Consider the following 13,696-nt stretch of genomic DNA (forward strand, 5'->3'; position numbering starts at 1 on the left):
AGGCCCGCGGCGTCGGTGCCGCCGGGGTTCCCGGGGCGCCCCTCGTCAGGGGATCCGTACGCCCTCTCCGCCCACCCGCACCCGCGGGTCCCCGGCCCGCAGTTCCACGGTCAGAACCCCCGGGCGGCCCATGTCCTCGCCCTGGTGGAGGGTGAGCACGGCGTCCGCCGGGACCAGGCCGAGCTCCCGGGCGTAGGCGCCGAAGGCGGCCGCGGCGGCTCCCGTGGCGGGGTCCTCGACGACGCCGCCGACCGGGAAGGGATCCCGTACGTGGAACTCCGCCTGCCCCGCCCGGTGCACCAGCTGGACCGTGGTGAGGTCCAGGCGCCGCATCAGGGCCTCCAGCCGGGCGAAGTCGTACGCGAGGTCCGCGAGCCGGGCCCGGCTGCCCGCTCCGAGCACCAGGTGCCTGGCTCCGGCGTAGGCGATCCGCGGCGGGAACGCCGGGTCCAGGTCACCCCGCGGCCAGTCCAGCGCGGCCAGCGCCTCCGCGAGGTCGGCGTCCGCGATCTCGGACACGGTGGGCTCGACGCTGGTCAGCACGGCCCGCAGGCATCCCTGCTCGGAGCTGACCGACACCGGAACGGTCCCCGCGCGGGTCACGAAGACGAGCTCCCCCGGGCCGATCCGCTCCCCGAGCGCCACGGCGGTGGCCACGGTGGCGTGCCCGCAGAACGGGACCTCCGCCTTCGGGCTGAAGTACCGCATGGTGAAGGCCCGTCCGGGCTCCCCGCCCAGCCCCTCGGGCGGAGCGGTCAGGAAGGCCGTCTCGCTGTAGCCCAGCCGGGCGGCGACGGCGAGCATCCGGTCCTCGTCCAGCCCGGCCGCGTCGAGCACGACCCCGGCGGGGTTGCCGCCGGCCGGGTCGCGGGAGAAGGCGGTGTAGCGCAGTACTTCGGTACCGGCATCGGTATCGGTATCGGTATCGGTCATGCCGTCATGATCGTCCGCGTCGCCGCACCCTGGCAATGGCCATGGCCATGGCCATCAGGCGCACCGAGGATGAGGATGAGGACGACCGACATGCTCAGCCGCGCCCGATGTACGGCATCGCCGTCGCCATGACGGTCGCGAACTGCACATTCGCCTCCAGCGGCAGCTCGGCCATGTGCAGCACGGTCCGCGCCACATCGGCCGCGTCCATCACGGGCTCCACCGCCAGACGGCCGTCGGCCTGGAGGATGCCCGTCTGCATCCGCTCGGTCATCTCGGTCGCCGCGTTGCCGATGTCGATCTGCCCGCAGGCGATCCGGTACGGCCGCCCGTCCAGCGACAGCGACTTCGTCAGGCCGGTCATCGCGTGCTTGGTCGCCGTGTAGGCCACCGAGTTCGGTCGCGGCACGTGCGCCGAAATGGAGCCGTTGTTGATGATCCGGCCGCCCTGCGGGTCCTGCCGCTTCATCTGCCGGAAGGCGGCCTGCGCGCAGAGGAAGGCGCCGGTCAGGTTGACGTCCACGACCGAGCGCCATGCCTCGTAGGTGATGTCCTCCAGCGGGACCCCGCTCGGCCCGAAGGTGCCCGCGTTGTTGAAGAGCAGGTCGAGGCGCCCGTACCGCTCCCGTACCGCCTCGAACAGCGCGCTGACGTCGTCCGGGTCGCTCACGTCGGTCCGTACGCACAGGACGTCCGCGTCGTCCCCGGCCGCCCTGGCGGTCTCCTCCAGCGGCTCGGTCCGGCGGCCGGCCGCCGCCACGGCCCAGCCGGCAGCCGCCAGCGTCAGGGCCACGGAGCGGCCGATCCCGGATCCGGCCCCGGTCACCACGGCGATCTTCTTCCCACTTGCGTTCATGGGGCCGCAGGGTACGTCACACCGGCCGTCCGGCCGCCGGATGTTCCGACAGCTGAGAGCATGGGCCGGTCAGGGTGCACGAGGAAGATGAGAAGACTGGAGTTGCGCATGTCGGAGAGAGGCCCCGCGACGGCCCCCTCGCACGAGCCGTCGCCCGACCCGTCACCCGCGTCGTCGCCCGGATCATCACTCGCGTCGTCACCCGAATCGCCTTCCACCCCCGCGGCCTCGGCACCCCTGACGGCCGCACGCCGCACCGGCCTGCTCGTCACCTTCATACTCGGCGGGCTCACCGCCCTTCCCCCGCTGTCCATGGACATGTACCTGCCGGCCCTGCCGGCGGTCACCACCGCCCTGCACAGCCCGGCCGCGACCGTCCAGCTCACCCTCACCGCCTGCCTCGCCGGCATGGCGCTGGGCCAGCTGGTCATCGGCCCGATGAGTGACAAGTGGGGCCGCCGCAGGCCCCTGCTGATCGGCATGGTCGTCTACGTCCTCGCCACCGCGATCTGCGCCGTCGCCCCGACCACCGAGCTGCTGATCTCCTTCCGGCTGCTCCAGGGCCTGGCGGGCGCGGGCGCGATCGTCATCGCCCGGGCCGTCGTGCGCGACCTGTACGACGGCGTGGAGATGGCCCGCTTCTTCTCCACCCTGATGCTCATATCCGGGGCCGCCCCGATCATCGCCCCGCTCGTCGGCGGCCAGGTGCTGCGCTTCGCCGACTGGCGCGGGGTCTTCGTCGTCCTCACCGGCGTCGGCATCGTGCTTACGTTCTTCGTCTGGCGCCGCCTCGACGAGACCCTGCCGCCCGGGCGACGGCACACCGGCGGCGTCGGCTCCGCGCTGCGCACCATGCGCGGGCTGCTCGGCGACCGGGTCTTCGCCGGCTACACCCTGGCGGGCGGATTCGCCTTCGCCGTGCTCTTCTCGTACATCTCCGCCTCACCCTTCGTGGTACAGGAGATCTACGGGGCTTCGCCCCAGGCCTTCAGCCTGCTCTTCGGGGTCAACGCCGTCGGCCTGATCACCGTCGGCCAGATCAACGGCAAGCTGCTGGTCGGCCGCGTCAGCCTCGACAAGGCCCTGGCCACCGGGCTCGGCGTCATCACGCTCGCCTCGGTCGCGCTGCTGCTGATGTCGACCGGGGTGTTCGGCGGGGTCGGGCTGTTCCCGATCGCCGCCGGACTGTTCGTGCTGATGTCGGCGATGGGCCTGGTCCTGCCGAACACCAACGCGCAGGCGCTGATGCGCACCCCGCACGCGGCCGGATCGGCCTCCGCGCTGCTCGGCACCTCCTCCTTCCTGGTCGGGGCGATCGCCTCACCGCTGGTCGGGATCGCCGGCGAGGACACGGCGGTACCGATGGCGCTGGTGCAGCTGGCCTGCTCACTGCTGTCGGTGGGCTGCTTCCTCGGGATGTGCCGGCCGTGGCAGAACCGGAAGCCAGCGGTGGCGTAGCCGGCCGGCCAGCTCGGCCGGCTCGGCCGGCCGGTCCTGCCCGGCGGCCAGGCGTGGCCGCCGACCAGGCGTGGCCGCCGGGCGGCCGCTCCGGCGGGGACGTCCGCCCCGGCGCCGTAAACTTTGCAGGTGAACGTCTCCCCCTCCGCCCCCATGACCGCCGAGACTCTCCGCAGCGCGCTCGGCGGGCTGCTCGACGGGCTCCCGCCCAAGCAGGCCGCGGCCGCCGTCGAGCGGCTGATCGCGAACTACCGGGGGCAGACCCCGACCGGCGCGCCCGTCCTGCGCGACCGGTCCGACGTGGCCGCTTACGCCGCGTACCGGATGCCGGCCACCTTCGAAGCCGTACGGTCCGCCCTGGACGGCCTCGCGGAGGCGGCCCCGGACTGGGCGCCGGCCTCGCACGTGGACGTGGGCGGCGGCACGGGAGCCGCGATCTGGGCGGTGGACGCCACCTGGGAGGGCCCGCGGGAGACCACGGTGCTGGACTGGGCTGAGCCCGCGCTGACCCTCGGCAGGGAGCTGGCCGCCGTCTCCACCTCGGACGTGCTGCGCGCGGCCGAGTGGCGGCGGGCCGTCATCGGATCCGGGCTGACGCTCCCCGAGACGGACCTGGTGACCGTCTCGTACGTCCTGGGCGAACTGACTCCACAGGCCCGCGAGGCGGTCGTCGCCGAGGCGGCGCGGGCGGGCCGCGCGGTGGTGCTGATCGAGCCTGGCACCCCCGAGGGGTACCTGCGCATCCGCGAGGCGCGCGACCAGCTGATCGAGGCCGGGCTGCGGGTCGCGGCCCCCTGCCCGCACGACGGGACCTGCCCGATCGAGGTCGGCCAGGACTGGTGCCACTTCTCGGCGCGAGTCAGCCGGTCCTCCCTGCACCGGCAGGTCAAGGGCGGCTCCCTCGCGTACGAGGACGAGAAGTTCAGCTACGTCGCCGCGACCCGCTTCCCGGTGCGGCCCGCCGCCTCCCGGATCACGCGGAAGCCGCAGATCCGCAAGGGGCTCGTCCTGCTGGACCTGTGCGGTCCGGAAGGAGAGGGCCTGACCCGGGCCACCGTGGCCAAGCGCCACGGTGACCTCTACAAGGCGGCGCGGGACGCCGACTGGGGCCAGGAGTGGCCGCCGGCTCCGTAGCGTCCGCGGTTCCGTAGTTCCGCGATCGCACGGTCCTGAGGTCCGTCCCGCCTGTCCACGGAGCCGGGGCGGGACGGATGCCGGTCACGGCACTGGTCACAGCACTAGGGACGCAGCTCCTGGGTGCAGCACTTCACGCTGCCGCCGCCCTTGAGCAGCTCCCCCAGGTCCATGGGGACCGGCTCGAAGCCCCGGTCCCGCAGGGGCGCGAACAGCCCGGTGGCCGCCTGCGGGAGCAGCACGTGCCGGCCGTCCGAGACGGCGTTCAGGCCGAGGGCCGCCGCGTCCTCGCCGTCGGCGATCAGGGCGTCCGGGAACAGGCGCCGCAGCACGGCCTGGCTGCCGGGTGAGAAGGCGGCCGGGTAGTACATGATCTCGTCGCCGTCGAGGACGCAGAGCGCCGTGTCCAGGTGGTAGTAGCGCGGGTCCACCAGGTCGAGGCCGATGACGGGGCGGCCGAAGAACTCCTGGGCCTCGTCGTGCGAGAGCGGACTGGAGCGGAAGCCCCGCCCTGCCAGGAGGTAGCTGGCGGTGACGGCGAAGTCGCCCTCGCCCTCGTTGACGTGGGACGGCTCGTGGACGTCCTGGAAGCCGTGGCTGCGGAACCAGTCGAGGTGGATCTCGGCTTCCGCGGCGCGTTCCGGGTAGGCGAACCGGGCGCCGAGCACCCGGCCGTCGACGACCAGGGCCCCGTTCGCCGCGAAGACCATGTCGGGCAGCGCGGGGTCCGGTACGAGGGTCTCGACGGTGTGGCCGAGGGCGCGGTAGCGGTCCCTGAGGTCTTCCCATTGGGCGTGTGCGAGGGGCAGGTCCACCGGTTTCGTGGGATCCATCCACGGATTGATGGAGTACGTGACCTTGAAATGTACGGGTGGGCACATCAGGTAGCGCCGGGGTGTGGCGTCTCTGCGCAAAGAAGGCTCCTCACGACTTACGACTCGGACGAGTTCGCACGAGTGTGGAGAGAATCGTCTCTCCTCGACGGAGACGGCGCAGTGAACTGATCGGGTGGTTTATGCGATCAACGGAAGACGAGACGTATCGGGTTGATACGTTGACGCAGTGAGCAAGAGTCCAGACGTGAAGCCCCCGGCGAAGCCGCGGCCCCGGCCGGCCGCCGCGAAGAGCCCCACCGCGAAGCAGTCCGCCGGGAAGAGCCCGGACGCGGCCCGCCGCAGCGACCGGTCCCGGCGGGCCATCCTCGACGCGGCACTCGCCCTGGTCGGTGAGGTCGGCTACAACAAGCTGACCATCGAGGCCATCGCCGCCCGCGCGGGTGTCGGCAAGCAGACGATCTACCGCTGGTGGTCCTCCAAGGCCGCGGTCCTCCTCGACGCCTCCCTGGCGCTGGCCGGGGACGCGGAGACGGAGGCCGAGTGGACCGGCTTCCCGGACACCGGCGATCTCGCGGCCGACTTGAAGTACGTCCTGCGGGCGACGGTGGACGAGTTCAACGACGAGAAGTACGAGGCCCCCGCCCGCGCCCTGACGGCGGCCGGGGCGACGGACCCGGAACTCGGCGCCCGCTTCACCGAACAGCTGCTGGAGCCGCAGCTCGCCCTGTACGAGGCGCGGCTGCGCGCGGCGCGGGAGGCCGGGCAGATCGCCGAGGACGTGGATCTCCGGCTGACGGTGGAGATGCTGCTCGGGCCGCTGACGTACCGCTGGCTGTTGCGGACGGCGCCGCTGACGCACGCTTATACGGACGCGCTGGTGGACCGGGTGCTGGGCGGGGTGGCGGGCAGGGCCGCGGGCGGGGGCGCCGGCGCGGACGGGGTGTGAAACGTCACCGGCCCACAGCCGGGCGGAGGCCGGCCCCCGGCAACCCGCGGCGTTATGCACGAATTCTGCGGCTATGTGGCGGTTGCCTGTCACCCACCCCCGACCCCCCGGTTGAGGAGACCGGTCACCCGAGGCTCAGGATGGTGGGACGATGTGAGGGTCTGCCGGGGTTATCGGTGAGGTGAGGGGATAGATGGGGTCTGAATCCGGCCGCGTCAAACGCGGCGAGCAGAGCAGGATTTCCCAGTGGCTGCGCCGGCGGCAGAAACCCACCGCCGCCGAGGATCCCGGACAAGAGCGCGAGGCGCTCCTCCTGGCCGTCGCCGCCGCAGGTCTGCCGCTCGCCCCCGCCGCCCATCCCGCCGGTTACCGGTGCTCGTGCGACCGGATCGGCTGTCCGACGCCCGCACGCCACCCACTCTCCTTCGCCTGGCAGACCCAGTCCACCACCGATCGCGCACAGGTCGAACGGTGGGCGCGCAGCGAGCCGCAGGCCAACTTCATCACCGCGACCGGCATGGTCCACGACGTACTTGACGTCCCGTTGGAAGCCGGACTCGGCGCCCTGGCCCGGCTGCTGGCCGCCGGGATCGACGTCGGCCCGGTCGCCGAGTCGGGCGGCACCGGCGAGCAGGCCCGGATGCTCTTCTTCACGGCCACCCGCGGCACCCCCGAGGACGAGGACGAGTGGTGGCCCTGCGAGCTGGACTGCCACCCCGAGACGATGGACGAACACCCGGGCCTGCGCTGGCACTGCCGCGGCAGCTACGTTCTGGTCCCGCCGGCGGCTCTGCCCGGTGACCAGGCGGTGACCTGGCTCCGCGGCATCGAGCACCCGCTGCCGGACCCCCTCACCCTGCTGGAAACCCTCACGGACGCCTGCGCCCAGTACGCGGGCTCCTCTGACCAGACCCCGGCCGCGGTGGCCTGGCCCCTGGGCCGCCTCTAGGCCGTCTCTTTCGGACTTGCCGGGCCCGCGCTGCCCGGACCGGCCCGAACAGAACCCCGGCCCGCCCCCGACCGAGGCGCGGGCCCCGGCCCAGCCCCGCCGGCGCATGCGGCGCGGGGCCGGGGCAGAGCCCGGCGGCCGCGGCGCGTCAGTGGTGGATCTGGGTCACGACCACGTCGAGGGACCAGGCCTTGGCGGGCTTCGCCGGCGCCTCGGCCTCGACCACGTAGCCCAGGTCCCGCAGGGTCTCGACCAGTTCCGCCGGGGCCGAGGGCGCGGCCCCGGCCAGCAGCAGGTCCCGGACCAGCCGCCCCTTCGTCGCCTTGTTGAAGTGGCTGACCACCGACCGCTTCTCGACCCCGTCCACCATCTGCGAGTGCAGCACCCGCACGGTCGCGGTCCGTCCCGCCGTCTCGCCCTTCGGCTTCCACGCGGAGGCGTACGCCGACGACCGCAGGTCCAGGACCAGCCCCTCGCCCGCCGCCTCGGGCAGCACCTGGGCCATGGGTCCGCGCCAGTACGCGCCGAGCGCCCCCAGCCCCGGCAGCTTCACGCCCATCGAGCAGCGGTACGAGGGGATCCGGTCGGTGATCCGCACGGCGCCCCACAGGCCCGAGAAGACCAGCAGCGCGTCCTCGGCGAGTGCCCGCGCGGCCGGGGTCAGCTCGGCGAGCCCCAGCGCGTCGTACAGCACGCCGGTGTAGATCTCGCCCGCCGGGCGGGCCGCCGCCGAGCGGAGGTCGGCGTTCTTCGCGACCTCGCCGCGCAGCCCCTCGCTCAGGCCCAGCACCTCGCGCGCCTTGAGCTCGTCGCCCGCGCACAGCTCGACCAGCTCCTCCAGCACCGCCGCACGGGCCGGGGCCAGCCCGGACAGCGACAGCGCCTCCGGCTTCAGGGGTGCGCCGGAGCCGCCGGCGGCCTTTCCTTCGGACGGCGGCAGCAGCACGAGCACGGTGGTTCTCCTTCGGTACGACACGGCGCAGGGGATGCGGCCCCCGGGCCAGCGTAGACGGCTCGCCACCACCCGCTCGCCGTGCCGCCCGGGCCGACGGCCCCTAGGCTCAGTCCATGCCACGCCGTCCTATGCACATGACCGGCGCAGACGGGGCTGCCCTGCGGGCCGCGCTGCGCGACCTGCGGACGAAGCTGGACGTGCCGCGGGAGTTCCCGGCCGAGGTGGTCGCGGAGGCGGAGCGGGCCGCCCGGGCACCGCGCCTTCCCGACGCCGACGCCACCGACATCCCCTTCTTCACCATCGACCCCCCGACCTCCGTCGACCTCGACCAGGCCATGCACCTGGCGGAACGCGCCGGCGGGGGCTACCGGGTCCACTACGCCATCGCCGACGTCGCCGCCTTCGTCACCCCGGGCGGCCCGCTGGACGCGGAGGCCCACCGCCGCGTCACCACCCTCTACTTCCCCGACGGGAAGGTCCCGCTGCATCCGGCCGTGCTCTCGGAGGGCGCGGCCAGCCTGCTGCCCGGACAGACCTGCCCCGCGCTGCTGTGGCGGCTCGATCTGGACCCCGACGGCCGGGTCGAGACGACCGAGGTCCGGCGGGCCCTGGTCCGCAGCCGGGCCAGGCTCGACTACGACGGCGCGCAGAAGGCCATCGACACCGGAACGGCGGAGGAACCCCTCGCCCTCCTCAAGGACATCGGCCGGCTCCGCGAGGCCCTGGAGCAGGACCGCGGCGGCATCTCGCTGAACGTGCCCGAGCAGGAGATCGTCGCACGCGACGGCTCGTACGCCCTGGCCTACCGCGCCCCGCTGCCCGCGGACGGCTGGAACGCCCAGATCTCCCTGATGACCGGCATGGCGGCGGCCGACCTGATGCTGGCGGCCGGGGCCGGCATCCTGCGCACCCTGCCGACCGCCCCCGACGGCGCGGTCGGCAAACTCCGGCGCGCGGCCAAGGCCCTGCGGATCGAATGGCCGCACCACGTCCCGTACGCCGAACTCGTGCGCTCCCTCGACCCGCACCGCCCGGCCCACGCGGCCTTCCTCCAGGAGTGCACGACCCTGCTGCGCGGCGCCGGCTACACCGTCTTCACCGGCGGCGAGAGTCCGGACCCGGCGATCCACGCCGCGGTGGCGGCCCCGTACGCCCACTGCACCGCCCCGCTGCGCCGCCTGGTCGACCGGTACACCGGCGAGCTGTGCGTGGCGGCGGTGGCCGGGGCCGAGCGCCCGGGGTGGGTGATGTCCGCGCTGGCCGCGCTCCCGGCGGAGATGGCGGCGGGCACCCGGCTGGCCAACACGGCCGAGCGGGAGTGCGTGGACCTGGTCGAGGCCGCCGTGCTGAAGGACCGCGTCGGGGAGACCTTCGACGCCACGGTGATCGACGTCAAGGACCGGGAGCCGCTGGTCGGCACGGTCCACCTGGCGGAGCCGGCGGTGGTCGGCCGCGTCGAGTCCGCCGCTCGGGAGCTGCCGCTGGGCGAGCGCATCCGGGTCCGGCTGACGCAGGCGGACCCCGGTACGGCGAAGATCCTCTTCGCCCTGGCCTGAGCACACCCTGCCCGAGCACCTGGTCCGGGCGCCTCGTACGAGCACTGCCCCGTCACGCGGACGCTGCCGCTGCCGCTGCCGCTGCCGCTGCGCCAAGGTCAAGCCCGGCCGTCCCCCCGGGTAACATGGCCACCACGGCAGACGAGTCGGCCGGGCGGCCGCGTTGGGATCCTCGGATCCCGCCGAGGAACGTCCGGGCTCCACAGAGCAGGGTGGTGGGTAACGCCCACCCGGGGTGACCCGCGGGACAGTGCCACAGAAAACAGACCGCCGGGGGCCTCGGCCCTCGGTAAGGGTGAAACGGTGGTGTAAGAGACCACCAGCGCCTGGGGTGACCCAGGCGGCTAGGTAAACCCCACCCGGAGCAAGGTCAAGAGGATCCGTCTTCGGACGGGTCTGCGCGAACGCTTGAGGGCTGCTCGCCCGAGTTCGCGGGTAGACCGCACGAGGCCGGTGGCAACACCGGTCCTAGATGGATGGCCGTCTCCCCGGCGACCGTGAGGTCACCGGGTGACAGAACCCGGCGTACAGGCCGGCTCGTCTGCCCTTCCCACTCCCGTTCGGGGCACCGCGCACAGCGCGTCGGCCCTGAGCGCCGGCCCGCGGGCCCCACTCGCCTTTCCGCTTTCGCGGAAACCGCGTCGGCCCGGGACCCCCGCCCGCCGGGCGCCCCACTCCCGTACCGGGTACCGCGAGAACCACGCCGGCCCGGCCACCGGCCTTCCGGCGCCACTCCGTTCCGGATGCCGCTGAACCACGCGGCCCTGGCCACCGGCCTGTTGACCGCGTTCCCGTTCTCGCATCGGAAACCCGCGTCGGCCCCGGACACCGGCCCCGGGGTGCGGTGTTGGCGTCCCGGGGCCCCCAGCGCGCGGCTACCGCAGGTGGGACGTGTCGTTCAGGAGGCGCAGCGAGGCGTTGCCGTCCGCGTAGTAGGCCACCGCCGAGAGGGAGGCCGCCGAGAGTTCCATCCGGAACAGCGACTCCGGCGGGGCGCCCAGGGCCAGGCGGACCAGGATCTTGACCGGCGTCACGTGGGTGACGAGGAGGGCCGTGCGGCCCGCGTGGGCGGTCAGGAGCCGGTCGCGGGTGGCCGAGATGCGGCGGGTGGCGGCCATGAAGCTCTCGCCGCCGCCGGTGGGGGCCGCCCTCGGGGAGTCCAGCCAGGCCTGGAGGTCGTCCGGGAAGCGTTCCCGCACCTCGGCGAAGGTCAGGCCCTCCCACGCGCCGAAGTCCACCTCGCGCAGGCCTTCCTCGACGGTCACGTCGAGGCCCAGACGGTCGGCGACGGCCTGGGCGGTCTCGCGGCAGCGGCGCAGCGGGGAGCTGATGATCGTCTGGACGGTGCCGCGTGCGGCCAGTGCCTCGGCCACGGCGGACGCCTGGCGGCGGCCGGCCGGGGACAGCTCGGGGTCGGTGCCGCCGCTGCCGGAGAAGCGCTTCTGCGGGGTGAGGGCGGTCTCTCCGTGGCGCAGCAGCACGAAGGTGGCGGGCGTGCCCATGTCCGGGCCCCAGCCCGGTGCGGTACCGGTCGCGGCCGGGGCCGGGGTGGTCGCGGCCGGGGCCGGGGTGGTCGCGGCCGGCGCCGGGGTGGTGGCGGCCGGTGCGGTCGCCGTCCGCGCCGTGTCCGACGGTGCCGGGGCCGCCGCTGCCGTCGCCGTCTGGGCCGTGGCGGACGGGGCAGCGGACGCCGAGGACGGGGCCGTCGGGCCCTGGCCGGCCCGGCCGGGGCCCGCCGCCGGGGGTGGGACGCGCCCCGGTGCGAGTGCGTCCGCCTCGGGGAACAGCGCCTCGGCCGCAGCCGTCGGCACGGCCGGGCCCCTGCCGGGTCCCTCCGCGGGTGCGCCGACGACGGCGCCGCGCGGGGCGGCCGACGCGTCCGCGAACAGCGGCTCGGCCGCGCCCGCCGCCTCGTCCACCCGCCGGCCTCCGCCGGAGGCGAGGGCCGCCCGTACGGCCGCGGCACCCTTCGCCGCGTCCCCCGGAGGGCCGGCGGCCAGGGCGCGGGCGGCTCCGTGGTCGAGGGCGGCCGAGGAGTTCGCGGGCTCCCACGGTCGGCCGCGCTTGCCCGCGTCCATCGCCTCGTTGGCGAGCCGGTCCGCGTGCTTGTTCCGCTCGCGCGGGATCCACTCGTACGTCACCTGCGCGCGCGGCAGGATCGTGGCGGCCTCGGCCGCGAGCGGCTTCGTGTCGGGGTGCTTGATCTTCCAGCGGCCCGACATCTGCTCGACGACCAGCTTGGAGTCCATCCGGACCAGGACCGCCGCGTCCGGCGCGAGCTCGCGGGCGGCCTTGAGCCCGGCGATCAGGCCCTTGTACTCCGCCACGTTGTTCGTCGCGACGCCGAGGTACTCCGCGCGTTCCGCCAGCGTCTCGCCCGTCACCGGGTCGAGGACGACCGCGCCGTAGCCGGCGGGCCCCGGGTTGCCCCGGGAGCCACCGTCCGCCTCCACGACAAACCGCGGCATCAGATGCCCGAGTCGGCCGTACGGACCAGGATGCGGCCGCAGCTGTCGTGACGTACGACCTGGTTGCGCGGGGTGGCCTTGATCTCGTTCACGTCGGCCATGTCCAGCTCCAGCCGGCAGCCCTCGCAGCGGCGCTGGTAGAGGCGCGCGGCGCCGACCCCGCCCTGCTTGACGCGGATCTTCTCGTACAGCGCCATCAGGTCGGCCGGCATGGACGCGACGATGACCTCGCGGTCCTTGGCGATCTTGGCGGTCTCGGCGTCGATCTCGGCGGTGGCCGCGTCGCGGCGTGCGACGGCGTCCGCCGCCTTGACCTCCAGGCCGGAGACCCGCTCGGTCAGCTCGGTGACCCGCGCCTGCGCGGTCTCCAGGCGCTCCATGACCTCCAGGACCACGTCCTCCAGGTCGCCCTGGCGCTTGGCGAGGGAGACGACCTCGTTCTGCAGGTTCGCGAGGTCGCGGGCCGAGACGCCGACGCCGGAGTCCAGTCGCTGCTGGTCGCGTGCCGCGCGCTGGCGCACCAGGTCGACGTCCTGCTCCGCCTTGGTCTGCTCACGGGCCGCGTCGCTCGCCTGGGTCTGCGCGGCGACGAGCAGGTCGCGCTGCTGCGTCAGATCCTTGGTGAGGGAGTCGACCTCGGCGTGCTCGGGCAGCGACTTGCGCTTGTGGGCGAGCTGAGACAGCCGGACGTCGAGGTCTTGGACGTCGAGAAGTCGGATCTGGTCGGCGGGCTCGGCGTTCAGTTGGGGGCTCCAGAGATAGAAGGGGGTGTCACGGACGGCGCGTGCGCCGTCCACGGGTCGGTGACCGTGCGCGAGACGTGGGTACGCAGACCCCAGCCCAGGCGCTCGGAGATCGCGTCGAGCTGCGCGGCGGCCTGCTCGCACCAGGGCCACTCGGTGGCCCAGTGCGCGGCGTCGACGAGGGCGAGCGGGCTCTGCTCGCGGGCCTCGGAGACCGGGTGGTGGCGCAGGTCGGCGGTGAGGAAGGCGTCCACGCCGGCGGCCCTGACCGCGGCGAAGAGGCTGTCGCCGGAGCCGCCGCTGACGGCGACGGTACGGATGACCGCGTCGGGGTCGCCCGCCACGCGGATGCCCTGCGCGGTCTGGGGCAGCCGTGCCGCGGCGCGGCCGGCGAACTCGCGCAGGGTTTCGGGGCGGTCCAGTTCGCAGATCCGGCCGAGGCCGCGGCGGCCCTCCGGGTCGCTCGGGTCGGGTACGAGCGGGCCGGTGATCCGCAGGTCCAGGGCGCCGGCGAGGGCGTCGGACACGCCGGGTTCGGCGGTGTCGGCGTTGGTGTGGGCGACGTGCAGCGCGATGTCGTTCTTGATCAGCGTGTGCACGACGCGGCCCTTGAAGGTGCCGGCTTCGACGGTGGTGGTGCCGCGCAGGTAGAGCGGGTGGTGGGTGACGATCAGGTCGGCACCCAGCCGCAGGGCCTCTTCGGCGATCTCCTGTACGGGGTCCACGGCGAAGAGCACGCGGGAGACTTCGGCGTCGGGGTCGCCGCAGACGGTTCCGACGGCGTCCCACTGCTCGGCCCGCGAGGGCGGCCAGAGGGCGTCCAGCTCGGCGATGACTTCAGAGAGACGGGGCACAGGCCAAG

At 73.9% G+C, this 13,696-nt stretch carries 12 protein-coding genes and 1 other RNA gene; 6 read left to right on the forward strand and 7 right to left on the reverse strand.

The genetic code is table 11. From position 1 onward, the window contains the following. Nucleotides 1-45 precede the first annotated feature (45 nt). The gene (locus ABZX75_RS00380; RefSeq protein ID WP_355406209.1) at nt 46-933 is read right to left on the reverse strand and encodes a PhzF family phenazine biosynthesis isomerase; all 888 of its coding nucleotides are present in this window, start codon (nt 931-933) and stop codon (nt 46-48) included. 94 nt (nt 934-1,027) lie between these two features. After that, complete coding sequence (locus ABZX75_RS00385) at nt 1,028-1,789, reverse strand: SDR family oxidoreductase (RefSeq protein ID WP_355406211.1); 762 nt, start codon at nt 1,787-1,789, stop codon at nt 1,028-1,030. 108 nt (nt 1,790-1,897) lie between these two features. Here ABZX75_RS00385 and ABZX75_RS00390 point away from each other — a divergent pair, with 108 nt between their 5' ends. Both ABZX75_RS00390 and ABZX75_RS00395 read left to right on the forward strand, forming a co-directional pair. Next, complete coding sequence (locus ABZX75_RS00390; RefSeq protein ID WP_355406213.1) at nt 1,898-3,247, forward strand: multidrug effflux MFS transporter; 1,350 nt, start codon at nt 1,898-1,900, stop codon at nt 3,245-3,247. A 129-nt stretch (nt 3,248-3,376) separates the two neighbouring features. Then, complete coding sequence (locus tag ABZX75_RS00395; protein WP_355406215.1) at nt 3,377-4,381, forward strand: small ribosomal subunit Rsm22 family protein; 1,005 nt, start codon at nt 3,377-3,379, stop codon at nt 4,379-4,381. 104 nt (nt 4,382-4,485) lie between these two features. Here ABZX75_RS00395 and ddaH read toward each other — a convergent pair whose 3' ends face one another. Continuing rightward, complete coding sequence (gene ddaH, locus ABZX75_RS00400) at nt 4,486-5,295, reverse strand: dimethylargininase (protein ID WP_355406217.1); 810 nt, start codon at nt 5,293-5,295, stop codon at nt 4,486-4,488. 283 nt (nt 5,296-5,578) lie between these two features. Between ddaH and ABZX75_RS00405 the strand changes: the two genes are divergently transcribed. Together ABZX75_RS00405 and ABZX75_RS00410 are read left to right on the forward strand one after the other, a co-directional pair. Next, nucleotides 5,579-6,163: a TetR/AcrR family transcriptional regulator gene (locus ABZX75_RS00405; RefSeq protein WP_355406990.1), complete on the forward strand. Its 585-nt coding sequence runs from the start codon at nt 5,579-5,581 to the stop codon at nt 6,161-6,163. 193 nt (nt 6,164-6,356) lie between these two features. Further along, a complete protein-coding gene (locus ABZX75_RS00410; protein ID WP_355406219.1) occupies nt 6,357-7,112 on the forward strand; it encodes a bifunctional DNA primase/polymerase in 756 nt (251 codons plus the stop codon). 148 nt (nt 7,113-7,260) lie between these two features. Here ABZX75_RS00410 and yaaA read toward each other — a convergent pair whose 3' ends face one another. Continuing rightward, nucleotides 7,261-8,064 (reverse strand): peroxide stress protein YaaA, encoded by an 804-nt coding sequence (gene yaaA / locus ABZX75_RS00415; RefSeq protein ID WP_355406221.1) that lies wholly within the window; start codon nt 8,062-8,064, stop codon nt 7,261-7,263. Between the two features lie 116 nt (nt 8,065-8,180). On the opposite strand from yaaA, the gene ABZX75_RS00420 reads away from it, so the two are divergent. Together ABZX75_RS00420 and rnpB are read left to right on the forward strand one after the other, a co-directional pair. Next, nucleotides 8,181-9,623 (forward strand): RNB domain-containing ribonuclease, encoded by a 1,443-nt coding sequence (locus ABZX75_RS00420; protein WP_355406223.1) that lies wholly within the window; start codon nt 8,181-8,183, stop codon nt 9,621-9,623. Between the two features lie 142 nt (nt 9,624-9,765). Further along, an RNA gene (gene rnpB / locus ABZX75_RS00425) (RNase P RNA component class A) lies at nt 9,766-10,167 on the forward strand. A gap of 331 nt (nt 10,168-10,498) precedes the next feature. On the opposite strand, the gene ABZX75_RS00430 is transcribed toward rnpB, so the two are convergent. The 3 genes from ABZX75_RS00430 to ABZX75_RS00440 are packed head-to-tail and all read right to left on the reverse strand — an operon-like array spanning nt 10,499 to nt 13,688. Further along, complete coding sequence (locus ABZX75_RS00430) at nt 10,499-12,091, reverse strand: histidine phosphatase family protein (protein ID WP_355406225.1); 1,593 nt, start codon at nt 12,089-12,091, stop codon at nt 10,499-10,501. Continuing rightward, nucleotides 12,091-12,834 carry a C4-type zinc ribbon domain-containing protein gene (locus ABZX75_RS00435; protein ID WP_355406992.1) on the reverse strand — a complete coding sequence of 248 codons (744 nt, stop codon included), beginning with the start codon at nt 12,832-12,834 and terminating at the stop codon, nt 12,091-12,093. Before ABZX75_RS00435 ends, ABZX75_RS00430 begins: the two co-directional genes overlap by 1 nt. After that, a complete protein-coding gene (locus tag ABZX75_RS00440; protein WP_355406227.1) occupies nt 12,831-13,688 on the reverse strand; it encodes a Nif3-like dinuclear metal center hexameric protein in 858 nt (285 codons plus the stop codon). The genes ABZX75_RS00435 and ABZX75_RS00440 overlap by 4 nt, the downstream gene beginning before the upstream one ends. Between the last annotated feature and the right edge of the window lie 8 nt (nt 13,689-13,696).

The sequence above is a fragment of the Streptomyces sp. NPDC003038 genome, from assembly GCF_040611115.1.
In the GTDB taxonomy this organism is placed as follows: domain Bacteria; phylum Actinomycetota; class Actinomycetes; order Streptomycetales; family Streptomycetaceae; genus Streptomyces.

Excerpts from the sequence above, each read along its gene's own strand:
- ABZX75_RS00420 (WP_355406223.1), top strand. The coding sequence starts at position 8,181 with ATGCCACGCCGTCCTATGCACATGACCGGCGCAGACGGGGCTGCCCTG.
- ABZX75_RS00430 (WP_355406225.1), bottom strand. The coding sequence starts at position 12,091 with ATGCCGCGGTTTGTCGTGGAGGCGGACGGTGGCTCCCGGGGCAACCCG.
- ABZX75_RS00380 (WP_355406209.1), bottom strand. The coding sequence starts at position 933 with ATGACCGATACCGATACCGATACCGATGCCGGTACCGAAGTACTGCGC.
- ABZX75_RS00385 (WP_355406211.1), bottom strand. The coding sequence starts at position 1,789 with ATGAACGCAAGTGGGAAGAAGATCGCCGTGGTGACCGGGGCCGGATCC.
- ABZX75_RS00390 (WP_355406213.1), top strand. The coding sequence starts at position 1,898 with ATGTCGGAGAGAGGCCCCGCGACGGCCCCCTCGCACGAGCCGTCGCCC.
- ABZX75_RS00410 (WP_355406219.1), top strand. The coding sequence starts at position 6,357 with ATGGGGTCTGAATCCGGCCGCGTCAAACGCGGCGAGCAGAGCAGGATT.